The 20,682-nt window shown below is 73.7% G+C and carries 20 protein-coding genes; 8 read left to right on the top strand and 12 right to left on the bottom strand.

The window, feature by feature from the left end; all coding sequences use genetic code 11:
• Positions 1-21: 21 nt before the first annotated feature.
• Entirely contained in the window at positions 22-1,248 is a 1,227-nt protein-coding gene (locus ACZ619_RS35205; protein WP_469607861.1) for an acyl-CoA dehydrogenase family protein, read from the top strand.
• Positions 1,249-1,387: 139 nt separating this feature from the next.
• Here the strand turns inward: ACZ619_RS35205 and ACZ619_RS35200 are convergent, their stop codons facing one another.
• From ACZ619_RS35200 to ACZ619_RS35165, 8 genes are all read right to left on the bottom strand, one after another.
• Positions 1,388-1,909, bottom strand: a complete 522-nt coding sequence (locus ACZ619_RS35200; protein ID WP_469607858.1) for a cupin domain-containing protein — start codon at positions 1,907-1,909, stop codon at positions 1,388-1,390.
• 7 nt (positions 1,910-1,916) lie between these two features.
• On the bottom strand, positions 1,917-3,164 hold the full coding sequence (locus ACZ619_RS35195) for a cytochrome P450 (protein ID WP_469608045.1): 1,248 nt from the start codon (positions 3,162-3,164) through the stop codon (positions 1,917-1,919).
• Positions 3,161-4,225 (bottom strand): type III polyketide synthase, encoded by a 1,065-nt coding sequence (locus ACZ619_RS35190; protein WP_469607855.1) that lies wholly within the window; start codon positions 4,223-4,225, stop codon positions 3,161-3,163. The genes ACZ619_RS35195 and ACZ619_RS35190 overlap by 4 nt, the downstream gene beginning before the upstream one ends.
• A 417-nt stretch (positions 4,226-4,642) precedes the next feature.
• Positions 4,643-4,879, bottom strand: a complete 237-nt coding sequence (locus ACZ619_RS35185) for a DUF6213 family protein (RefSeq protein ID WP_351698394.1) — start codon at positions 4,877-4,879, stop codon at positions 4,643-4,645.
• Positions 4,880-4,903: 24 nt separating this feature from the next.
• A complete protein-coding gene (locus ACZ619_RS35180) occupies positions 4,904-6,289 on the bottom strand; it encodes an NADP-dependent succinic semialdehyde dehydrogenase (protein ID WP_469607852.1) in 1,386 nt (461 codons plus the stop codon).
• A gap of 75 nt (positions 6,290-6,364) precedes the next feature.
• On the bottom strand, positions 6,365-6,841 hold the full coding sequence (locus ACZ619_RS35175; protein ID WP_469607849.1) for an NUDIX hydrolase: 477 nt from the start codon (positions 6,839-6,841) through the stop codon (positions 6,365-6,367).
• A complete protein-coding gene (locus tag ACZ619_RS35170; protein WP_469607846.1) occupies positions 6,838-8,376 on the bottom strand; it encodes an ATP-dependent DNA ligase in 1,539 nt (512 codons plus the stop codon). The genes ACZ619_RS35175 and ACZ619_RS35170 overlap by 4 nt, the downstream gene beginning before the upstream one ends.
• Positions 8,377-8,405: 29 nt before the next feature.
• On the bottom strand, positions 8,406-9,335 hold the full coding sequence (locus ACZ619_RS35165; protein WP_469607844.1) for an NAD(P)/FAD-dependent oxidoreductase: 930 nt from the start codon (positions 9,333-9,335) through the stop codon (positions 8,406-8,408).
• 78 nt (positions 9,336-9,413) lie between these two features.
• Between ACZ619_RS35165 and ACZ619_RS35160 the strand changes: the two genes are divergently transcribed.
• The 5 genes from ACZ619_RS35160 to ACZ619_RS35140 all read left to right on the top strand — a co-directional run bounded on the left by ACZ619_RS35160 (position 9,414) and on the right by ACZ619_RS35140 (position 13,766).
• On the top strand, positions 9,414-9,989 hold the full coding sequence (locus ACZ619_RS35160) for a helix-turn-helix domain-containing protein (RefSeq protein ID WP_469607841.1): 576 nt from the start codon (positions 9,414-9,416) through the stop codon (positions 9,987-9,989).
• A gap of 88 nt (positions 9,990-10,077) precedes the next feature.
• Positions 10,078-11,046, top strand: a complete 969-nt coding sequence (locus tag ACZ619_RS35155) for an NADPH:quinone oxidoreductase family protein (protein ID WP_469607839.1) — start codon at positions 10,078-10,080, stop codon at positions 11,044-11,046.
• Complete coding sequence (locus ACZ619_RS35150; RefSeq protein ID WP_469607838.1) at positions 11,043-12,224, top strand: acyl-CoA dehydrogenase family protein; 1,182 nt, start codon at positions 11,043-11,045, stop codon at positions 12,222-12,224. Before ACZ619_RS35155 ends, ACZ619_RS35150 begins: the two co-directional genes overlap by 4 nt.
• Positions 12,221-13,303 (top strand): acyl-CoA dehydrogenase family protein, encoded by a 1,083-nt coding sequence (locus tag ACZ619_RS35145; RefSeq protein ID WP_469607835.1) that lies wholly within the window; start codon positions 12,221-12,223, stop codon positions 13,301-13,303. The genes ACZ619_RS35150 and ACZ619_RS35145 overlap by 4 nt, the downstream gene beginning before the upstream one ends.
• Positions 13,304-13,571: 268 nt before the next feature.
• A complete protein-coding gene (locus ACZ619_RS35140) occupies positions 13,572-13,766 on the top strand; it encodes a hypothetical protein (protein WP_469607833.1) in 195 nt (64 codons plus the stop codon).
• A gap of 7 nt (positions 13,767-13,773) precedes the next feature.
• Here ACZ619_RS35140 and ACZ619_RS35135 read toward each other — a convergent pair whose 3' ends face one another.
• From ACZ619_RS35135 to ACZ619_RS35120, 4 genes are all read right to left on the bottom strand, one after another.
• Positions 13,774-15,012, bottom strand: coding sequence for a phosphodiester glycosidase family protein (locus ACZ619_RS35135; RefSeq protein ID WP_469607830.1), 1,239 nt, complete (start codon positions 15,010-15,012; stop codon positions 13,774-13,776).
• A gap of 76 nt (positions 15,013-15,088) precedes the next feature.
• Entirely contained in the window at positions 15,089-15,457 is a 369-nt protein-coding gene (locus ACZ619_RS35130) for a DUF779 domain-containing protein (RefSeq protein ID WP_469607828.1), read from the bottom strand.
• A gap of 80 nt (positions 15,458-15,537) precedes the next feature.
• Positions 15,538-17,880 (bottom strand): ABC transporter permease, encoded by a 2,343-nt coding sequence (locus ACZ619_RS35125; RefSeq protein WP_469607826.1) that lies wholly within the window; start codon positions 17,878-17,880, stop codon positions 15,538-15,540.
• Positions 17,877-18,569, bottom strand: coding sequence for an ABC transporter ATP-binding protein (locus ACZ619_RS35120; RefSeq protein ID WP_469607824.1), 693 nt, complete (start codon positions 18,567-18,569; stop codon positions 17,877-17,879). Before ACZ619_RS35120 ends, ACZ619_RS35125 begins: the two co-directional genes overlap by 4 nt.
• 174 nt (positions 18,570-18,743) lie before the next feature.
• Here ACZ619_RS35120 and ACZ619_RS35115 point away from each other — a divergent pair, with 174 nt between their 5' ends.
• Both ACZ619_RS35115 and ACZ619_RS35110 read left to right on the top strand, forming a co-directional pair.
• A complete protein-coding gene (locus tag ACZ619_RS35115; protein WP_469607822.1) occupies positions 18,744-19,979 on the top strand; it encodes a sensor histidine kinase in 1,236 nt (411 codons plus the stop codon).
• Entirely contained in the window at positions 19,976-20,650 is a 675-nt protein-coding gene (locus ACZ619_RS35110; protein WP_469607820.1) for a response regulator, read from the top strand. The genes ACZ619_RS35115 and ACZ619_RS35110 overlap by 4 nt, the downstream gene beginning before the upstream one ends.
• Positions 20,651-20,682 lie beyond the last annotated feature (32 nt).

Genomic DNA, 20,682 nt, shown 5'->3' with positions numbered 1-20,682 from the left:
TGCGCCGCCGCTGGAGGGGTCATGGCCGAGTTCACCATGGAGCTCAACGACGAACAGAAAGAGGTCCGGGACTGGCTGCACGGCTTCGCCGCCGACGTCATCCGCCCCGCGGCCGCTGAATGGGACGAGCGTGAGGAGACCCCCTGGCCGGTCATCCAGGAGGCCGCGAAGGTCGGCATCTACTCCCTCGACTTCTACGCCCAGCAGTACTTCGACGCAACGGGCCTCGGCATCCCGATGGCCATGGAGGAGCTGTTCTGGGGCGACGCGGGCATCGCGCTCTCGATCGTCGGCACCGGACTCGCCGCCGTGGGCGTCCTCGCCAACGGCACCGAGGAGCAGATCGGCACCTGGATCCCGCAGATGTACGGCGACGCCAACGACGTGAAGGTCGCCGCGTTCTGCTCCTCCGAGCCCGACGCCGGTTCCGACGTGGCCTCCATGCGCACCAGGGCCGTCTACGACGAGGCCAAGGACGAGTGGGTGCTCAACGGCACGAAGACCTGGGCCACCAACGGCGGCATCGCCAACGTCCACGTCGTCGTCGCGGTCGTCGACCCCGAGCTGGGCTCCAAGGGCCACGCGTCCTTCATCGTCCCGCCGGGCACGCCCGGGCTCGCCCAGGGCCAGAAGTTCAAGAAGCACGGCATCCGCGCCTCGCACACCGCCGAGGTCGTCCTCGACAACGCCCGCGTGCCGGGCTCCTGCCTGCTCGGCGGCAAGCAGAAGCTGGACGAGCGGCTGGCCCGCGCCAGGGAGCGGGCCAGGACGGGCGGCGAGCGTGTCAAGAACGCCGCGATGGCCACGTTCGAGGCGAGCCGGCCCGCGGTCGGGGCGATGGCCGTGGGCACCGCCCGGGCCGCCTACGAGGTCGCCCTCGACTACGCGAAGACCCGTGAGCAGTTCGGCCGGCCGATCATCGACAACCAGGGCGTGGCCTTCCAGCTCGCGGACATGCGCACGTCCATCGACGCGGCCCGGCTGCTGGTGTGGCGGGCGTCCTGGATGGCGATCAACGGCAAGCAGTTCACCGCGGCCGAGGGATCGATGTCGAAGCTGTTCGCGAGCGAGACGGCGAAGAAGGTGACCGGGCAGGCCATCCAGATCCTGGGCGGCAACGGCTACACCCGGGAGTACCCGGTGGAGCGGATGCACCGGGACGCGGCGATCTACACGATCTTCGAGGGCACCAGCGAGATCCAGCGGCTGGTGATCGCCCGCACGCTGGCGGGGATGCCGATCCGGTAGCGCCTCGGGGATGCCGGTCCGGTGGCGCCGCGGGGGCGCGGGTGCGCTTCGGACCGGCCGTCCGCCGCGTGGCCGGTCGCGCCCACGCGGCGGAGCCGCTCATCGACAGCGCCCCGCGCCGCTGGCGGGGCGCATCGACTCACCGGTGCTTCAAAGGCGTCAGCTGTTCGATGTCGTAGCGACCGCGGAGTTCCTCGATGGCCTCGTGGTCCGGTGGGCCACCGTCGCGCAGGATCTCCAGCAACTCCTCGAAGTAACGCTCGTGATCCGGTGGCGGAGACGCCTGGAAGAACATCCGCGCGGGTGTCTCCGTCGGGTTGGCGAAGGCGTGCGGGCAGCCGGGCGGTACGACGATGACCGTGCCCGGGGTCGCCCGCACCACCCTTGTGCCCGAACTCGACTCCCACCTCTGCCAGTTGTCGGGGGTGCGGACACGGGGCTCGAAGGCGAGCACGTCCAGCTCGCCCTCGAGCACGTAGAACAGTTCCTCGCTGCGCGTGTGCACATGGGCGCCCACGTCGAAGCCCGGCGGGACCTCCACCTCGAAGGTGGAGGCCATCCGCGAGTGCGTGCCCGTCACCTTGAACGTGACACGCTGGGCCGGCGTGTGGACCACGCGCCCGTGGCCCGGAGGCACGAGGAGTCCCTCGGTCGTCGTCATCGGCTGCTCACCAGGTCACCGGAAGGGCCTCGGGTCCCCGGATCAACGCCCCCTTCTTGAAGGGAACCCGGTCCGGGGGCACCGCGAGCCGCAGCCCGGGCAGCCGGTCCAGCAGGGCGTCGACCAGGAGTTCCTCCTCCAGTCTGCCGAGCTGACCGCCGGGGCAGTAGTGCGGTCCGAAGCCGAACGACACATGCGGGTTGGGGCTGCGCGAGAGGTCGATCGTCTCGGGGTCCGGGAAGACCTCCGGGTCGCGGTTGGCGGCCAGGTACGAGACGTAGACCGCATCGCCCGCCCGGATCCGCACGCCCTTGACCTCCACGTCCTCCAGGGCGATCCGGGACAGGCCCACCGCGCTGCGGTGCGGGATGTAGCGCAGCAGCTCGTCGATCGCCCGGGGGCGGATCGCCGGCTCCGCGCGCAGCCGCTCCATCAGGTCGGGGCGGGTCAGCAGCAGGTAGAACATCTGCCCGCTGTTGTTGGTGACCGCCTCGCCGCCGATCTGGAGGAGGACGGCGAGACCGACGGCCTCCTCCAGCGTGACCTCGTCCCGGTCCACCGCGGTGCCGAGCAGCGAGGCCACGTCCTCGCCCATGCTGCTCCTGCGCCGCCCGACGAGGTCGGCGAAGTAGGCGCCCATCTCGCGCTTCGCCCGCTCGCTGACCTCCTTGCCGTGCGAGGAGGACAGGATCAGCTGGGTCCAGACGTGCATGTCGTGCCGGTCGGCCGCCGGGACCCCCATCAGCTCGCAGATCACCGCGATCGGGAAGGGGCTGAGGACCGCCGCCGTGAGATCGGCGGGCGGGCCGTCCTGCACGAGCGCGTCGACCAGTTCGTCCAGCATCAGGCGCGACCGCTCGCGCACCCGCTCCACGCCCTTGGCGGTGAGCGCGGCGGCCACCGAGCGGCGCAGCCGGGTGTGGTCGGGCGGGTCCAGGAAGCCGACCGCGCCCCGGTCCGGGATGAAGTGCGGGGCGAGCCGGGTGACCGGCTGGTCCATCACCGCCTCGCGGCTGAACCGGGGGTCGTTGGCCACCGTCCGTACGTCGTCGTACCGGGTGACCAGCCACGCCCAGCCCTCGCCGTTGGGCAGCCGGATCCGGGTGACCGGACCCTCGCGCATCAGCTCGGTCAGGGTGGGGTCGAAGTCCACCCCCGTCAGGTCCGGCACCTCCCAGTGCCGGACCGGACAGGCGGCCTCGCCGGGGGCCTCGTCGGCGGGGTCGAGCGGTTCGGTGAGCGTCATCTCGGTCAGGCCGCCTCTTCGTCCGAACGCCGCCAGCGCCCCAGCGACATCTCCGCGGTGATACCGGGACCGAACCCGGCCAGCAGGCCGCGCGCCGCGTGCTCGGCGCCGCCCTCGTCGAACATCCGGCGCAGTGCGTCCAGGACCACGGCGCTGGCGATGTTGCCGTACTCGGTGAGCGTGGCCCGGCTGAACCGGAACGCGTGCGGATCGACCCGGAGGAACTTGCTGAGGTCGTCCAGGATTCGCGGCCCGCCGGCGTGGACTATGTAGAAGTCCAGGTCGGAGGCGTCCCAGCCGTGCAGTCCCGCCAGGTCCTGGAGGGCCGGAGCGAGCGGCTCCATGGTCGCGGGGACCCGCTTGTCCAGCAGGAAGTGGAACCCGGTGGCCCGGACGTCGTACATGATCCACTCTTCGGTCTTCGGGATCAGGTACGAGCCGTTGCGTTCGAGCTCGACGCCGTTGCCGCCCTTGCCGCGGACCACGGCGGCGGCGATGCCGTCGCCGAAGAGGCCGTTGGAGAGCAGCGAGCCGATGCCGAGGTCGGTCGGCTGGTAGCACAGCGAGCAGAACTCGCAGGCGACGATGAGCGCGTTGGCGTCCGGGTACGCCGAGCAGAAGTCGTGCGCCCGGTTGATGGCCGCTCCGCCGGCCGCGCACCCCAGCTGGGCGATGGGGATCTGGCGGGTGGTGGAGTCGAAGTCCATCGCGTTGATCAGCCACGCGGTGAGCGAGGGCATCATGAAGCCCGTGCACGAGACGTAGATGATCACGTCGATGTCGCTGGTGCGCAGTTCGGCGTCGTCCAGCGCGCGCCGGATGACTTCGGGGACCCGGGCCTTGGCCTCGACCTCGTAGAGCTTGTTGCGCTCCTCGAAGCCGGGGTGCTTGAGGGTTTCCTCGATCGGCTGCACGATGTGCCGGGTGCGTACGCCCGTGTTCTCGATCAGTCTCAGCGCCAACGGCAGCTGCGGGTGGTCCGCGTGGCGGGAGCGCGCCAGTTCCAGCGTCTCCTCCATCGTGATCACGTATTCCGGGACCGACACTGAGGGTTTGCACAAAGTCGCCATGAACCATGCCTGCTTTCAGCCTTCCGGCGGGTTTGGGCCCGGCCGGTCAGAAGGTGGTTCACCTCAGGAGGTGGTTCCCTCACGATCACCCGTGAGGGCGACGATCTCGCGCCGGACTACTCCGAATCGGTGACCCGGTGTCAGGCCCGAAGACGTCCGGTCGAGGTGCAGGCGACACCCCGAGCGGCCCTCGAACTTCGTGAAACCCGCAGGTCAGGCCAGATGTCGGCCTTGGACGCGCCGCCCGTCGCAGAAGGCCGTGCGACCCCCGGGACACCCGCCACGCGGCCCCCGGACCGACACCACCCGATCCCCCCGGACCACCGGGCGTTCCTGCATCCGGCCCCGGGGCGCGTGCAGGGACCCCCGCCGCCGGCCCGCGCGGTCACTCCCACGCACGGCGCCGCACCCGCCGGACTACCCCTGCTGCCCGCTGCTGTGCGCGATGCAGGCCACGTCGATCCGGTCCGCGAGCTTGGCCAGTTCGATGGTCAGCGCGGCCACGGTGTCCTCGTCCAGCCCGCTCTCCCCGGCCTCCACCAGCCGTACCCACCGCCCGCCCACGGTCCGCAACAACTTACTCACGTCGGCCGCGGCCACCTGCAAGGTACCGCGGTCGTCGACGATCAGAGGCAGAGTCACTTCGCGGTTCACACACGGATCGTAGCCGTGCGGCCGTCACGCACCCTGCCAAACGGTGGTGATGTTGCAGAACTCCCGGATTCCGTGCCCGGACAGCTCACGCCCGTACCCGGACCGCTTCACTCCCCCGAAGGGGAACGCCGGGTGGGAGGCGGTCATGCCGTTGACGAACACCCCACCGGCCTCCAGGTCCCGTACGAACCGGTCCACCTCGGCCTCGTCCCGTGTCCACACGTTCGAACTCAGCCCGAAGGGCGAGTCGTTGGCGATCAGCACCGCCTCGTCCAGGTCGCCGGCCCGGTACAGCGTGGCCACCGGCCCGAACGCCTCCTCGCGGTGGATGCGCATGTCGCGGTGGATCCCGGCGAGGACGGTCGGCGGGTAGAACCAGCCCGGCCCCTGCGGCCGCCGCCCGCCGCACAGCACCCGGGCGCCCGACCGCCTCGCGTCCTCGACGAGCTCCTCCAGGTCCGCGCGGCCCTGCTCGCTCGCCAGCGGCCCGACGTCCGTGGCCTCGTCCATCGGGTCACCGACCGTCAGCGCCGCCATGCCCGCCGCGAACCGCTCGGCGAACGCGTCGTAGACGTCCGTGTGCACGATGAACCGCTTCGCGGCGATGCACGACTGCCCGTTGTTCTGCACGCGCGCGGTCACCGCGATCCGCGCGGCCCGGTCGAGGTCGGCGGAGGGCATCACCACGTAGGGGTCGCTGCCGCCCAGCTCCAGCACCGTCTTCTTGATCATCTCCCCGGCGGTGGCGGCCACCGCCCGGCCCGCGGGCTCGCTGCCGGTGAGGGTCGCCGCCCGTACCCGTTCGTCGCGCAGGATCCCGTCGACCGCGCCGGAGCCGATCAGCAGGGTCTGGAAGCAGCCCTCGGGGAAGCCCGCCCGGTGGAAGAGGTCCTCCAGGTACAGGGCGGTCCGCGGCACGTTCGAGGCGTGCTTGAGCAGCCCCACGTTGCCCGCCATCAGGGCGGGCGCGGCGAACCGGACCACCTGCCACAGCGGGAAGTTCCACGGCATCACCGCGAGCACCGGGCCGATGGGCCGGTAGCGCACCCGCACCCGGGACGCCCCCGAGTCCTTCACGTCCGTCCCGGCCGGCTCCTCGTCGGCCAGCAGCTCCTCGGCGTGATCGGCGTACCAGCGCATCGCCCTGGCGCACTTCGCGGCCTCCGCGCGGGCCTGCGTGACCGGCTTGCCCATCTCGGTGGTCATCGTGCGCGCGATGTCCGCCACGTCCGCGTCCAGCAGGTCGGCGGCCCGGTGCAGCAGCCGGGCGCGCTCGGCGAACGCGCTCGTGCGGTAGGTGCGGAACGTCGCCTCGGCGAGTTCGAGGCGGCGTTCGAGCTCGTCGTCGTCCATGGCCTCGAACGTTTCGAGCGTCTCGCCGTTCGCCGGGTTGACCGTGGCGATGGGCATGGCTGACCTCCGGGGGAGCGGGCTTGGTACGACCTTCCCGCGCGGCCCGGGCCGCCGCAACGCGTACGCGGCTGTTCAGCCCGGTCGGCCCAGGTGCTCCGCCAGCCGGTCGAGGAAGGCGGCCTGCGCCCCGACGATCACCTCGCGGGCGCGGGCGGGGGTCAGCCAGGCCACCCGGTCCAGCTCGGGGAACTCCTGGATCCGGCCGGACCTCGGCGGCCACTCCATGACGAAGGTGCCGGGTTCGACGGCGGCCGGGTCCAGGTCGGCCTCGACCGCCCACACGGTGACGATCTTGCCGTTGGTCTGCCGGACCTCGCCCAGGGCGATGGCCCCGCCGTCCGGCGGCGCCATGCCCAGCTCCTCCCGGAACTCGCGCCTGGCCGCCTCCCAGGCGGTCTCACCAGGTTCGTACTCGCCCTTGGGGACACTCCACGCGCCCGCGTCCTTCTTCGCGAAGAACGGGCCGCCCATATGGCCGAGCAGCACTTCTGTGCCGTCGCCGGTGTGCCGGAACAGCAGCAGCCCCGCGCTTCGCCTCGGCTCCGTCACGGTCGTACCTCCGGATGGGCGGCCAGCAGGGTCTCCACCGTATCGGCCTCCCGCGGCGGCTTGTCCTCGCGGTAGCGGACCACCCGGGCGAAGCGGAGGGTGACGCCGGCCGGGTAGCGGGAGGACCGTTGCAGGCCGTCGTAGGCGATCTCCACGACGAGTGCGGGGCGTACGGTCACCACCCGGCCGTCGTCCGAGACGGCCAGCTCCTTCAGCCGGGCGGTCTGCCACGTGAGCATCGCGTCGGTCAGGCCCTTGAAGGTCTTGCCGAGCATGGCGAAGGAGCCGTCCGGGGTGCGGGCGCCCAGGTGGAGGTTGGAGAGCCTGCCGGTGCGGCGGCCGTGGCCCCACTCGGCGGCCAGGACGACCAGGTCGAGGGTGTGGACCGGCTTGACCTTCAGCCAGGAGGCGCCCCTGCGGCCGGCGCTGTAGGAGGCGTCCAGGGCCTTGACGACGACGCCCTCGTGGCCGCGGGCGAGGGTCTCGGCCAGGAACGCCTCGGCGGCCGCCGTGTCCCGCGGGCCGCGGACCAGTGCCCGGCGCACCCGCATCGGCTCGGGGACCAGCCGGGCCAGGGCCGCGTGCCGGTCGGCGAAGGGCAGGTCGAGGAGGTCGTGGCCGTCGGCCGAGAGCGCGTCGAAGAAGACGGGGGCGACCGGGACCTCCCGTGCCGCCTTCGCCACGTCCGCGCGGGAGCCCACCCGGCCCGCCGTCTCCTGGAAGGAACGGGGCCGTCCGCCGGCGTCGAAGGAGAGCACCTCGCCGTCCAGGACGAACCGGTCGCCCGCCAGCTCCCGTGCGGCGGACGTCACCTCGGGGAGGCGGTCGGTGATGTCGTCGAGGGTGCGGGTGAAGACCCGGACGGTGTCGCCGTCTCGGTGGACCTGCACCCGGATGCCGTCCAGCTTCTCCTCGACCGCGCAGTCGCCCAGCTTTCCCACGGCCTCGGCGACCGAGGCCGCGGTGTGCGCCAGCATCGGCAGCACCGGGCGGCCCACGGTGAGCCGGAAACGCTCCAGGGACGACGGGCCGTCCGCGAGCAGCGCCCCGGCCACCGTCTGGAGCGACCCGGCGAGCATCACCGCCCGCCGTACGGCCGCCGCCGGTGTGCCGGTCGCCTGGGCGAGACCCTCCACGGCCACCGCGTCCAGTGCGCCCTGCCGCACCTCGCCGGTGATCAGGCCGAGCAGGAAGCGCTGTTCCTCGGCGGTGGCCTCGCCCATCAACTCGCCCACGATCCGCGCCCGTTCGGCCTGCGAGCCGGGGCCCGAGACCTTGCCCAGCTCGGTGAGCCGGGCGTCCACCGCGCGGACGGTGAGGGTCGGGCCGGCGGCCGGCGGAACGCTCCGGCCCAGCACCTTCCAGCCGACGCCGAGCCTGCCCTGCGGGAGCCGGCCGGCCAGATAGGGGATGACGACCGGCACGTCGTCGGGGGCCGTCTCCCGGAAGAGCCCGGCGAGCAGCGCGGTCTTGCGGGACCTGGCCGCGGTGGCGGCGACCTCCCGGGACACTTCGGCGAGCCGGGCCAGCAGCATGCAGCCATGGTGCTACGCGGGCGCCCGCACTACATCCGGACGGCCGCGTCCAGGTCCTCGAAGAGCAGCTCGCCGTTGATCGCCGCCCCGGCCCGGTAGCCCCGGCTGACCGCGTTGACCACCTGCTCGGTGAACCCGCTCGCGTTGCCGGCCGCCCACAGTCCGGGCACCGTCGTCAGACCCCGCTCGTCGATCACCGGGTAGGCGCCGAAGGGCGTCTCCCGCATCCGCGCGCCCAGCTCGACCAGCAGCTCGTTGCGCGGGACCGGGCGCGGGGCCACGAACAGCGCCTCGCGCCCGTGCACCGTGCCGTCCGCGAGCCGCACACCGGTCAGCCGGTCGTCCTCGACCCGCAGCCCCGCCACCTCGCCCGGCACCACCCGCACACCGGCCGCGGCGAGGCGGCGCAGGTCGTCGTCGCCCAGCTCGGCCTCGGCGACCCGGTGCAGGAAGAGCGTCACGTTCTTGGACCACTGGCCGACGATGAGCGCCTGGTGCACGCTCAGCGGGGTCGTGGCCAGCACCCCGAAGGCCTGGTCCCGGACCTCCCAGCCGTGGCAGTACGGGCAGTGCAGCACATCCCGGCCGAACCGCTCGGCCACGCCCGGCACGGGCGGCAGCTCGTCCCTGAGGCCGGTGGCGACGACCAGCTGCCGGGCCCGGACCGTCCGGCCGCCGGCCAGCGACACCGTGAAGCCGCCGTCCCGGGCCGCCGCCACCGCCCGGTCCCGGACCAGCTCCACGCCGTACCGGGCGATCTCCTCCCGCCCCACGGCCAGGAACTCCTCCGGCGGCATGCCGTCCCTGGTCAGGAAGCCCTGCATATGGGCGGCCGGGGCGTTGCGCGGCTCGCCGGCGTCGACGACCAGGGTGCGGCGCCGGGCCCGGCCCAGCACCAGTGCGGCGGAGAGTCCGGCCGCGCCGCCTCCGACGACGACCACCTCGTACGTATCGGTCATGGTGACCACCTCCGCCGTCGAGCGTCGCCCGGCCGCTGCCGGATTGACAAACGGAGTTGCCGAACCTGCAATGCAGGGATGACGACCGACGACGTACTCGCGGAGGTGGGGCCCCGGCTCCGCCGGATCCGCAAGGAGCGGGAGGTCACCCTCTCCGCCCTGTCCGAGACCACCGGCATCTCGGTGAGCACCCTGTCCCGGCTGGAGTCCGGGCTGCGCAAGCCCAGCCTGGAGCTGCTGCTGCCGATCGCGCAGGCCCACCAGGTGCCCCTGGACGAGCTGGTCGGCGCCCCGCCGGTCGGGGACCCGCGGGTGCGGGCCAAGCCGATGGAGCGCTACGGCCGCACCTTCCTGCCGCTGACCCGGCAGCCGGGCGGTCTCCAGGCCTTCAAGGTGCTCGAACCGAAGCGCAGGCTCGACCCCGAACCGCGGACCCACGAGGGCTACGAATGGCTGTACGTGCTGTCGGGCAGGCTGCGGCTGGTGCTCGGCGAGCACGACGTCGTCCTCCAGGCCGGGGAGGCTGCGGAGTTCGACACCCGGGTGCCGCACTGGTTCGGGTCGACGGGGGAGGGGCCGGTGGAGTTCCTCAGCCTGTTCGGGCCGCAGGGGGAGCGGATGCACGTCCGGGCGCGGCCCAGGGGGAAGGCGTGACGCTGTGACCCCGGACACGGTTCCCTCGATGACAAGCGACCGCTTAGTATGCGATGGACCCTGACGAAGCAGTCTGTGGAGGCACCGCATGCAGGCATGGCAAGTGCACGAGAACGGTGAGCCGAGCGAGGTGATGCGGCTCCAGGAGGTGGAGCGGCCCACGCCCGGCGACGGCCAGGTGCTGCTCAGGGTGCGTGCCGCCAACATCAACTTCCCCGACGTGCTGATGTGCCGCGGCCAGTACCAGGTCCAGCCGCCGCTGCCCTTCACCCCCGGCGTGGAACTCTGCGGCGAGACCGAGGACGGCCGGCGGGTGATCGCCAACCCCGTGCTGCCCCACGGCGCCTTCGCCGAGTACGCGGTCGCGGACGCCGCCGCGCTGCTGCCCGCGCCTGAGGCGCTGGACGACTCCGAGGCCGCCGCGCTGCACATCGGCTACCAGACGGGCTGGTTCGCACTGCACCGCCGGGCGGCCCTCCAGGCCGGTGAGACGCTCCTGGTGCACGCCGCCGCAGGCGGGGTCGGCAGCGCGGCCGTGCAGCTCGGCAAGGCCGCCGGGGCCACCGTGATCGGCGTCGTCGGCGGGGCCGGCAAGGCCGCCGTCGCCCGCGAACTGGGCTGCGACGTCGTCATCGACCGGCGTGCCGAGAACGTCATCGGCGCCGTGAAGGAGGCCACCGGCGGACGGGGTGCCGACGTGGTCTTCGACCCGGTCGGCGGCGAGGCCTACACCCAGTCGACCAAGGTCGTCGCCTTCGAGGGCCGGATCGTGGTCGTCGGCTTCGCGAGCGGCACCATCCCGACCCCGGCGCTCAACCACGCCCTGGTGAAGAACTACTCGGTCCTCGGACTGCACTGGGGCCTGTACGCCGCCAAGAACCCCGGGCTCGTCCTGCGCTGCCACGAACAGCTCACCGAACTGGCCGCCGGCGGTGCCGTCAGGCCGCTGGTGAGCGAGCGGGTGCCGCTGGGCGAGGCCGCGGCGGCCGTGCAGCGCGTCGGCGACGGCGTCACCACCGGCCGGGTCACCGTCGTGCCGAAGGGAGCAGCGGCATGACCGACGCCGCCGAACTGGAGCGCCGCACAGCCGAGTTGCTGGCCGCCCACCCGCCCGCCACCACCGCGAAGTCCGACTTCCTGCGGGCCCGGTTCGACGCCGGACTCGCCTGGGTGCACTACCCGGAGGGCCTCGGCGGTCTCGGCGCCCCGCGCTCCCTCCAGGTCGTCGTGGACGCCCTGCTGGAGGCCGCCGGCGCCCCCGACAACGACCCCCGCCGCAACGGCATCGGCCTCGGCATGGCCGCGCCCACCATCCTCAGGTACGGCACGGAGGAGCAGAAGCTCCGCCATCTGCGGCCGCTGTGGATCGGCGAGGAGGTCTGGTGCCAGCTCTTCAGCGAGCCGGGCGCCGGCTCCGACCTGGCCGCGCTCGGCACCCGGGCCGTCCGTGAGGGCGACGACTGGATCGTCAACGGGCAGAAGGTGTGGACGTCCGGCGCCCACAACTCCCGCTGGGCCATCCTCATCGCCCGCACCGACCCCGACGTGCCCAAGCACGCGGGCATCACCTACTTCGTCTGCGACATGACCGACCCCGGCGTCGACGTCCGGCCGCTGCGGCAGGTCACCGGCGAGGCCGAGTTCAACGAGGTCTTCCTCACCGACGTCCGCATCCCCGACTCCCGACGCCTCGGCGCGGTCGGTGACGGCTGGCGGGTCGCCCAGACCACGCTCAACAACGAGCGCGTCGCCATCGGCGGCATGCGGCTGCCCCGCGAGGGCGGCATGATCGGCCCGGTCGCCAGGACCTGGCGCGAGCGCCCCGAGCTGCGCACCCACGACCTGCACCAGCGGCTGCTCAAGGTCTGGGTCGAGTCCGAGGTCGCCCGGCTCACCGCCGAACGCCTGCGCCAGCAGCTCGTCGCCGGCCAGCCCGGCCCCGAGGGCGCCGGCATGAAGCTCGCCTTCGCCCGCCTCAACCAGGAGATCAGCGGCCTGGAGGTGGAACTCCGCGGCGAGGAAGGCCTGTTGTACGACGACTGGACCATGCGCCGGCCCGAACTCGTCGACTTCGTCGGCCGGGACGCGGGCTACCGCTACCTGCGCGCCAAGGGCAACAGCATCGAGGGCGGGACCAGCGAGGTCCTGCTGAACATCGTCGCCGAGCGTGTCCTGGGCCTGCCGGCCGAGCCGCGCACCGACAAGGACGTCGCCTGGAAGGACCTCGCCCGATGAGCGCACAGCCCGACCTGCTGTACTCGGAGGAGGAGGACGCGCTGCGGGCCGCCGTGCGGGATCTGCTCGCCGACCACTGCGACGCGCCGGGCGTCATCGCCCGCACCGAGTCGGACGCCCCGCACGACCTCGCGGCCTGGAAGGCGCTCACGGACGGCATGGGCCTCGCCGGGCTGCTGGTGCCGGAGGAGCTGGGCGGCCAGGGCGCCTCGCACCGTGAAGTCGCCGTCGTGCTGGAGGAGCTGGGCCGGGCCGTGGCCCCCGTGCCGTATCTGACCAGCGCGGTCGTGGCGACCGAGGCACTGCTGGCCTGCGGCGACGGCGAACTGCTCGGCCGGCTGGCGTCCGGGCGCACGGTCGGCGCGCTGGCCGTGGGGCTCCATCTCGCCCCCGGGGCCGCGTTCCGGACGGTGCGGGTCGAAGACGGGCTGCTGTACGGCGAGTTGACCGGAATCGCGGACGCGGTCGCCGCGGACGTGCTGCTCGTGCCCGGGGACGACGGCGGGCTCCACGCGGTCGCCGCCGACGCGGTGGGCATCGTGCCGCAGGTCTCCTTCGACCTGACCCGGCCGCTCGCCACGGTCACCCTCGACGGGGCGGCCGGGCGCCGCGTGGGCGACGCCGGTCCAGCGGTACGGCGGGCGCTGCGGGCCGGGGCCGGGCTGCTGGCCTCCGAGCAGTTCGGTGTCGCCGAGTGGGCGCTGACCGAGACCGTGCGCTACCTCAAGGAGCGCAAGCAGTTCAACCGGCCGGTGGGCGGCTTCCAGTCGCTCAAGCACCGGCTGGCGCAGCTGTGGCTGGAGGTCGTCAACCTGCGGGCCGCCGCCCGGGGGGCCGCCGACGCGCTGGCCTCCGGCGAGGACGCCGACGTCCTGGTGGCCGTCGCCCAGGCCTACGCCGGGCCGGTCGCGGTCCGGGCGGCCGAGGAGGCGCTCCAGCTGCACGCGGGCATCGGCATGACCTGGGAGCATCCGATCCACCTCTATCTGAAGCGGGCCAAGGCGGATTCGATCGCCTTCGGCACGGCGGGTGCGCACCGGGAGGCCCTGGCCGAGATGGTCGACCTCCAGGCGCTGTGACGTAACGGATTTCGGGTGCGGGTGTGCGGGGGCTGGTCGCGCAGTTCCCCGCGCCCCTTCGGGCGCGAAGTGAAACCGGGGGCGGCGGTCCGGCCGCTCTCCCGCGCCGACCACTCCTCGCAGAGCCCTCACCACCCTCGGCGCCGCCTCGCGAGCGCCGTCGTGAGACCACTCGAACGGGGGACGTGTCAACCGCACGGACCAGCCCTCCGCTACGCCACACTTGCGGCCGAACGCCGTGAAATGGGCGTGGCGGAGGAGGTTCCCGATGGCCGTTTCCATCTCTGTGGTGCTGCTGCTCCTGGTCCTTGCCGTGATCTTCATGCGCCAGGGCGCGCTGAAGGTCTCGCACGCCCTGGTCTGCATGCTCCTCGGCTTCTACCTGGCCAGCACCAGCATGGCCCCCACCATCCACAGCGGGCTCACCGCGACCGCCGACCTGGTCAGCAGCCTGCGGCCCTGAGCCGGTCTCAGGGTTTCCAGAAGACCCCGATGCCGTTGGCCACGGCGCGTTCGGGGCTGTCCGTCGGGTGGTTGAGCACGGACACCGTCCTGGCCCCCGCGATGCGGGCCACCATCGTGCTGGAGCCGCCGCCGTCCAGACCGAACGCGTCGACGGCTCCCAACGCCCGCATCTCGGCGGCCACTTCGGCGATGGTCAGCCCGCTCCGGTAGGCGGCCGCGCCGTCCAGGGCGAACAGCAGCAGCCTGCGGCCGCCGTTCCCGTAGCCCACCGCCGTGCGCACGGCCGAGGTGGTGTCGTTCAGTCCGGGCAGCGGCCGGCCGCCGCGCAGCACCGGGTAGCCGCCGACCGCGAAGCGGTAGGGGACACGGGAGACGGACGCCGTCAACTGCCGCCGTACCGTGACCCGTTCGCCCACGGCGAGCCGGCGCAGCCTCTCCGCGCCCCTCTCCCGGCCCAGCAGGACGGTCGTACCCGCCGCGATGGCGCCGCCCGGAGCGGTGGACGCCGAGACCACCCTGCCGCCGCGGATCCGCACCTCGTAGGTGTCCTTGCCGCAGCCGGCCGCCCGGTCGGTGTCCGAGCCGCAGGCGGCGCGTCTGCGGGAGGCCGAGCCCCAGGCGCTGGTGTAGGCGCCGATCGAGTCCTCGGCCAGCGCGTACTGGTTGAGGCCGCGGAGGGCGAGCGAACCCTTCGGGGTGCGGATCGAGCCGCTGAGCGAGAGCCGGTCGAGCCGGGCCCTGCGGTCCACGCCGACACCGAGGACGTCCGTGGTGCCGGTGCCGGGCGGCAGCGACGGACCGAACCGCTGGGCCGTCGGCACCGCCGACTTGAGCGTCCGGCCGTGCGCGATCGCGGGGCCGACGCTCGCGCCGGTCGCCCGGACGCCGGGGTGCTGGGTCTCGGTGATGTTGAAGAAGTCGCCGTTCACGCCCGCGACCGCGCCCGCCGCGTCGGCCATCGCGGACACCCGCGCCCGGGCCGCCACCGCGCCCGGGTGCAGGAGGTCCACGCGCACGTGCGGGTCGGTGAGGTCGACGGTCAGCAGATGGACATGGACCGTGCCCCTGGCCGCGGGCAGGTCGAACTGCCGGTAGCCGACACCGGACGAGATCCTCCCGGCGCCCGGCACGGCAGCGGCCGGCGCGGCCCCGGTGAGGGCCGCACCGGCCAGCAGGCCGGACGTCGTGAGGACCGTGAGCAGTGTCCGGGCCGTCGCCGCCGGCCGTCTTTGACGATGCGTCACCGCACCCCCTGATGTCTCGTCGATTCCCTGAGGACTCACAGGGAGTGCAGCAGACGAGCATCGACCGGCAGGGCCGCTAGACCTCCACTACGCGAGAACGGGTGAGAAAACGTACCCCCTCGGGTGCTTCCAGCGAGAAACCGCTCCCTCGTCCGGGTACCACGTCCACGATCAGCCGGGTGTGGCTCCACGCCTCGTACTGGCTCCGGGACATCCAGAAGGTGACCGGCTCCGCCACGCCGTCCACGACCAGTTCGGCCAGCAGCACGTCCGAGCCGCCGGTGCGGAACTCGCCGTCCGGGTAGCACATCGGGGCGCTGCCGTCGCAGCAGCCGCCGGACTGGTGGAACATCAGCGGCCCGTGCTCGGCGTGCAGTCGCCGTACCAGCTCGGCCGCCTGCGGGGTGAGCTCCACGCGTGCCGGAGCTGCCTGGTCGTCGTCCATGGTCACCCTCCTGGGGCCGGGGCCGTCGGACTCCCCAGTCTCACCCCTCGTCAGGAGCCCGTCCAGAAGGTGCCGTCGGTCTACTCCGTGCGCAGCGCGGTCGCCGTACGGACCCGGGCCGCCCAGCCCGCCGGGAGCAGCGCGCCGAGGGCCGCGATCACCGTGCCGCCCAGGGCCAGGAGCAGCAGTTCGGGTGTCCGGTAGACGTCGAGGACCACACCGGGCAGATGTATCCCCGCGCTGTCGCCCATGGCGGGCATGACGACACGGTGCACGGCGAGTCCCAGCGGGACGCCCAGCGCGCCGCCCGCCAGACCGGGGACCGCGACCGAGGCGAGCACCATCGCCACCGTCTGCCGGGGCGTCATCCCGAGCGACTTGTGGATGCCCAGGTCACGGATGCGCTCATGGGTGTCCAGGACGACCGTGCCCAGCACCCCGAGTCCGGCGACGCAGACCAGGATCAGGGTGAGCGCCGTGGTCAGCGCGTCCAGGGCGGTCGCGGTGTCACTGCCGTTGACCGACCTGTCGTCGGTCGCGGTCATGCCGAGCGGCTTCAGCGCGGTCCCGAGGCGTTTCACGTAGGAGCTCGCGTCGGTGCCCGGGGCCAGCCGGACGGCGTGGTCGGTCGGCCGCAGACCGGGCGCGGCCGTGCGGAGCGTCGCCAGGTCCGTGAAGACCCGCAGACCCTGCTGACCGGTGTCGAAGACCTCGCCGACGATCCGGACCCGCACCGGCGTGCCGTCCACGGTGAGGGTGACCGTGCCGCCCACCTCGGTGCCGCTCGCGGTCAGGAACGGGCCCGCCGCCACGGCCTCGCCCGCCGTACGGATCCAGCGGCCGGAGACCATGACGAAGCCGCCCCAGGAGGCGTCCCCGTCGTAGGCGGTCACCGGGACGCTCTCCGTCACCCCGGCGACCTTGGCCTCGGCCGTGACGCTGCCGTACTGGTCGCGGGTGCCCGGCTGGGCGGCGATCGCGGCCGTCACGGCGGCGGCCCGGGCGGCCGTCACCCGAGGGACCCCCTGCGCGACAGGGCGCCGCTCGCCGGGCCGTTCGGCGCTCACCGTCACATCGGCCGCGTTGTGGTTCTTGGCCGCGATCACCTGGCCCAGGGAGTCCGCCATCCCGACCGAGAAGGTGACCGCCGCCGCGCCGAAGGCGATCGCCGCGACCATGGCCGCGGTGCGGGCCGGCCGGTGGAAGGGGCGGGCCAGACCGAGCCCCACCGCCCGCGGCACCGGCAGCCGCGCCGCCAGCCGGGCCGCGGTACGGCCCCGGCCCGGCGCCGGGGCGCGGCCCACGGCCAGCGCGTCCACCGTGCGCAGCCGCCCGGCCCGCCGGGCGGCCGCGCACGCGGTGACCGCGACCACGCCCAGCACCGCGGCGGCCACGGCCAGATCGACCCCGGCGGAGACCCCGAGCCCGACCGAGCCGTACACGTCCGAGGTCTCCGCGAGCAGGGGCGCGGCGAGCGTCCGGCCGCCGAGCACGCCCAGCCCGGTGCCGATCGCGGCCGGTACCAGCGCCTGCGCGGCATAGGCCCCGACGACCTGCCCCGGAGTGCAGCCGACCGCCTTGAGGACGCCGATCCGCTGCGTCCCGGTGCCCACCGCACCGGCCACCACGCTGCCCACGACCAGCGCCGACATCACCAGGCCCAGCACCCCGAAGGCCACCAGGAACGGCACGTACAGCGCGGTCTCACGGGTCGCGAACTCCCTTACGGAGAGCCAGGACCGGGCCCCCGAGAGCGCGCCCCGGGGCACGGTCGCCGCCACCGCCGCACGGTCCCGGGCGACCTGGGCCGCGGTGGCCGCGTGGGCGAAGCGGTAGAGGATCTGGTAGCCGTCGGCGCGGCCGGACGCGGTGAGCCCGGCGATCTGCGCGGGCACCACCCACGCGTCCGCGGTCCGGCTGACCGAACGGGCGATGCCGACCACGGTGAGCGTCGGGCTGCCGGGCAGGCCGGTGAACTCCAGCCGCCGGCCGAGCTGTACGGGCGGTCCGTCGGAGTCCTCGGCGAGCACGATCTCACCGGTCCGGCGCGCCCACCGGCCCTCGGTCACCGTCACCCGGTCGACCGCCCCGCCGGGGCCGGCCCGCCCGACCACCGACAGCGCGCCCGCGCGGTCCGGCGTGGCCGTCGCCGTCGGGAACGGCCCGGACGTCCCCGTCACCCCGTCCGCGCGCAGGGCGGCGGCCAGCCGGGCGGCGCCGGTGCGGCGCGCGTCGAACTCGACGCTGAGCTGGGCCCCTTGCCCGCGGGCGAAGGCGCTGTCGAAAGGCGCCCGGGACGCCACCAGCAGCGCACCGGCCAGCACGGACGCCGTCACCGCCAGGAGCGTGGCCAGGGCGATGACCAGGCTCTGGGTACGGCGCCGGGTCATGCCCGACCGGACGACCCGGACCAGGGCGCTCATCGGACCGCCTCCGCCCCGACGTCGCCGGTGACCCTGCCGTCGGCGAGACGGACCGTGCGCCGGGTGCAGGCCCGGGCCAGTTCCCGGTCGTGGGTGACCAGGACCAGGGTCTGGCCGTCGGCGTTGAGCTCCCGCAGGAGGCGGCCGACCTCGGCGCCGGACGCGGAGTCCAGGGCACCGGTCGGCTCGTCCGCCAGCAGCAGCGCGGGACGGTTCATCAACGCCCGTGCCACCGCGACGCGTTGCCGCTGCCCGCCGGAGAGACGGCCCGGACGGGCGGCCGCCTGGGCGGCGATGCCCAGCGACTCCAGCAGCTCGTCCGCGCGCCGCCGGGCCTCGCGCCGCCCGGTTCCGGCGAGCCGGGCGGGCAGCGCGACGTTGTCCGCGACGGTCAGGTCGTCCAGCAGGTTGAAGAACTGGAACACCATCCCCACCTTCGCCCGGCGGTAGCGGGCCGCGCCCGCCTCGCCCAGCCGGTCCACCCGGACGCCGTCCACGGTGACCGTGCCCTCGTCCGGCCGGTCCAGGCCCGCGACCAGGTTCAGCAGCGTCGACTTGCCGCTGCCGGACGGCCCCAGCACGGCGACGGCCTCCCCGGGCGCCACGGTCAGGTTCACCTCGGTCAGCGCGGGGGGTCCGGCGTCGTACCGCCGGGTCACGTCCCGGAGTTCGATCAGCGGTGTCGTCATGGGTGGGTCTCCGTCCCTCTGTGGCCGCCGACGCTAGGCGGCGGACCGGGGCGGCCACGACGGCCGCCGGACGTAACCGCCGTACCGTGCCGGGGGTACGGGGGCGCGGGGTCGTCCTCCGGATGTAGCCGGGAGGGGGATGCCCCGGGGCACGGCGTTGCCGAGAATGGGGCGATGACGACCACACGGGCCCGCGAGTGGCTGCGGACACGGCCGGGCGCGCCGGCCGGGACGAGCGGTCCGGCGCCCGGGCCCACCGCGCGCGGCAGGGTTCTTGACGCGGTCCTCGCCCTGGTCGTGCTCGTCTCCTCGCTCGACTACGCGGCCGGCGATCTCGACGAGCAGTGGCACACGCACAGCACGGGAGAGCTGGTCTGCCTGGTGCTCGCGGCCTCCGTCCCGCTCGCCTGGCGCCGCCGCTTCCCGCTGGCCGTGCTCTGGATCGTGCTGGTGGCGAACGCGCTGACACCCGGTGACGTCACCCGGCTCACCTTCTACGCCTGTGTCATCGCCGCCTACAGCGCGGCCGCCTACAGCCCCCACCGGGCGGCGGCCATCGCCACGCTCGCCCTGGCCGTGCTGCTCGCCTTCACGATCGGCAGGTCGGTGCCGCACACCCCGTTCGGCGTCGAGCCCACCGTCCCCACCCAGTACGTGCCGTTGCTGATCTCCGCCCCGCTGGTCGTGGTCACCGTCGGGCTGCGCACCTGGAAGGTGCGGGCGGCCGAGAGCAGGGTCCGGCTGGCTGAGGTGGAGCGGCGGCGGGCCGAGGAGCTGCGCAGCGCCGTGGAGCACGAACGCGCCCGGATCGCACGGGAGTTGCACGATGTCGTGACACACAACGTCAGCGTGATGGTCATCCAGGCCGGGGCCGCCCGCAAGATCATGGACAGCTCGCCCGAGCGGGCCCGCGAGGCGCTGCTCGCGGTGGAGGCGGGCGGCCGTACCGCGATGGGGGAGCTGCGGCAGGTGATGGGGCTGCTCACGACGGCGGACCCGGGGGAGGCGGAGCTGGAGCCGCAGCCCGGACTGGCGCGGCTCGGGCCCCTGGTCGACCGGACGCGCGGCACCGGCACCCCCGTCGAGCTGTCGGTCCACGGAGCGGTCCGGCCGCTGCCCGGCGGCATCGAGCTGACCGCCTACCGTGTGGTCCAGGAGGCGCTCACCAACACCCTGAAGCACGCGCGGGGTTCGGCGGCCAGTGTGCGCGTCGACTACGGTACGGACGAACTGCGGGTCGAGGTCACCGACTCCGGCGGCACCCCGGGACCGGCCGCCGCGACCGGCAACGGGCACGGACTGATCGGGCTGCGGGAGCGACTCGCCGTGCACGGCGGCACCCTGAGCAACGGGCCCCGCCCACTGGGCGGTTACCGGGTCCGGGCCCTGATCCCCCTGGAGTCCGGATGAGTTCACCGGCGAGCCCGCCACGGGTCGTCGTCGCCGACGACCAGGCCCTGGTGCGCACCGGCTTCCGGCTGATCCTCGGCGCCGACGGCATCGAGGTGGTCGGCGAGGCCACCGACGGCCACGAGGCGGTGGAGGCGGTCCGGCGCACCCGGCCCGACGTCGTCCTGATGGACATCCGGATGCCCGAACTGGACGGCCTGGAGGCCGCCCGCCGGATCCTCGCCGCGCCGGACCCGCCGCGCGTCCTGATGCTGACCACCTTCGACCTCGACCGCTACGTGTACGCGGCGCTGTCGGCAGGGGCCAGCGGCTTCCTGCTCAAGGACGTCACGCCCGAGCACCTCACCGCCGCCGTCCGCCTCGTGCGGGCCGGGGACGCGCTGCTGGCCCCGTCCATCACCCGCCGCCTCGTCGAGCGCTTCGCCCGCGCGGGCGCCGACACCGCCGCCCTGCACCGCGACCTCGCCCACCTCACCCCACGCGAACTCGACGTCCTGCGCCTGCTCGCCCAGGGCCTGTCCAACGCCGAACTCGCCGCCCGCCTCCACCTCTCCGAGGCCACCGTCAAGACCCACGTCTCCCGCGTGCTCGGCAAACTCTCCCTGCGCGACCGGGCCCAGGCGGTGGTCGTCGCCTACGAGACCGGCCTGGTCGCACCCGGCGCGCGCTGACCGGGGGGCCGGGCGGCCGCCCCGCCCCCCGG

Source organism: Streptomyces sp. NPDC104367 (genome assembly GCF_055583825.1).
The sequence above is the reverse complement of the archived record's forward strand: the minus strand, read 5'-3'. Positions and strand labels throughout refer to the sequence as shown.

Bases quoted from the DNA above. Each gene is read 5' to 3' on its own strand.
- ACZ619_RS35205 (WP_469607861.1), top strand. From the start codon at position 22: ATGGCCGAGTTCACCATGGAGCTCAACGACGAACAGAAAGAGGTCCGG.
- ACZ619_RS35200 (WP_469607858.1), bottom strand. From the start codon at position 1,909: ATGACGACGACCGAGGGACTCCTCGTGCCTCCGGGCCACGGGCGCGTG.
- ACZ619_RS35190 (WP_469607855.1), bottom strand. From the start codon at position 4,225: ATGGCGACTTTGTGCAAACCCTCAGTGTCGGTCCCGGAATACGTGATC.
- ACZ619_RS35180 (WP_469607852.1), bottom strand. From the start codon at position 6,289: ATGCCCATCGCCACGGTCAACCCGGCGAACGGCGAGACGCTCGAAACG.
- ACZ619_RS35170 (WP_469607846.1), bottom strand. From the start codon at position 8,376: ATGCTGCTGGCCCGGCTCGCCGAAGTGTCCCGGGAGGTCGCCGCCACC.
- ACZ619_RS35165 (WP_469607844.1), bottom strand. From the start codon at position 9,335: ATGACCGATACGTACGAGGTGGTCGTCGTCGGAGGCGGCGCGGCCGGA.
- ACZ619_RS35160 (WP_469607841.1), top strand. From the start codon at position 9,414: ATGACGACCGACGACGTACTCGCGGAGGTGGGGCCCCGGCTCCGCCGG.
- ACZ619_RS35155 (WP_469607839.1), top strand. From the start codon at position 10,078: ATGCAGGCATGGCAAGTGCACGAGAACGGTGAGCCGAGCGAGGTGATG.
- ACZ619_RS35150 (WP_469607838.1), top strand. From the start codon at position 11,043: ATGACCGACGCCGCCGAACTGGAGCGCCGCACAGCCGAGTTGCTGGCC.
- ACZ619_RS35145 (WP_469607835.1), top strand. From the start codon at position 12,221: ATGAGCGCACAGCCCGACCTGCTGTACTCGGAGGAGGAGGACGCGCTG.
- ACZ619_RS35140 (WP_469607833.1), top strand. From the start codon at position 13,572: ATGGCCGTTTCCATCTCTGTGGTGCTGCTGCTCCTGGTCCTTGCCGTG.
- ACZ619_RS35130 (WP_469607828.1), bottom strand. From the start codon at position 15,457: ATGGACGACGACCAGGCAGCTCCGGCACGCGTGGAGCTCACCCCGCAG.
- ACZ619_RS35125 (WP_469607826.1), bottom strand. From the start codon at position 17,880: ATGAGCGCCCTGGTCCGGGTCGTCCGGTCGGGCATGACCCGGCGCCGT.
- ACZ619_RS35120 (WP_469607824.1), bottom strand. From the start codon at position 18,569: ATGACGACACCGCTGATCGAACTCCGGGACGTGACCCGGCGGTACGAC.
- ACZ619_RS35115 (WP_469607822.1), top strand. From the start codon at position 18,744: ATGACGACCACACGGGCCCGCGAGTGGCTGCGGACACGGCCGGGCGCG.
- ACZ619_RS35110 (WP_469607820.1), top strand. From the start codon at position 19,976: ATGAGTTCACCGGCGAGCCCGCCACGGGTCGTCGTCGCCGACGACCAG.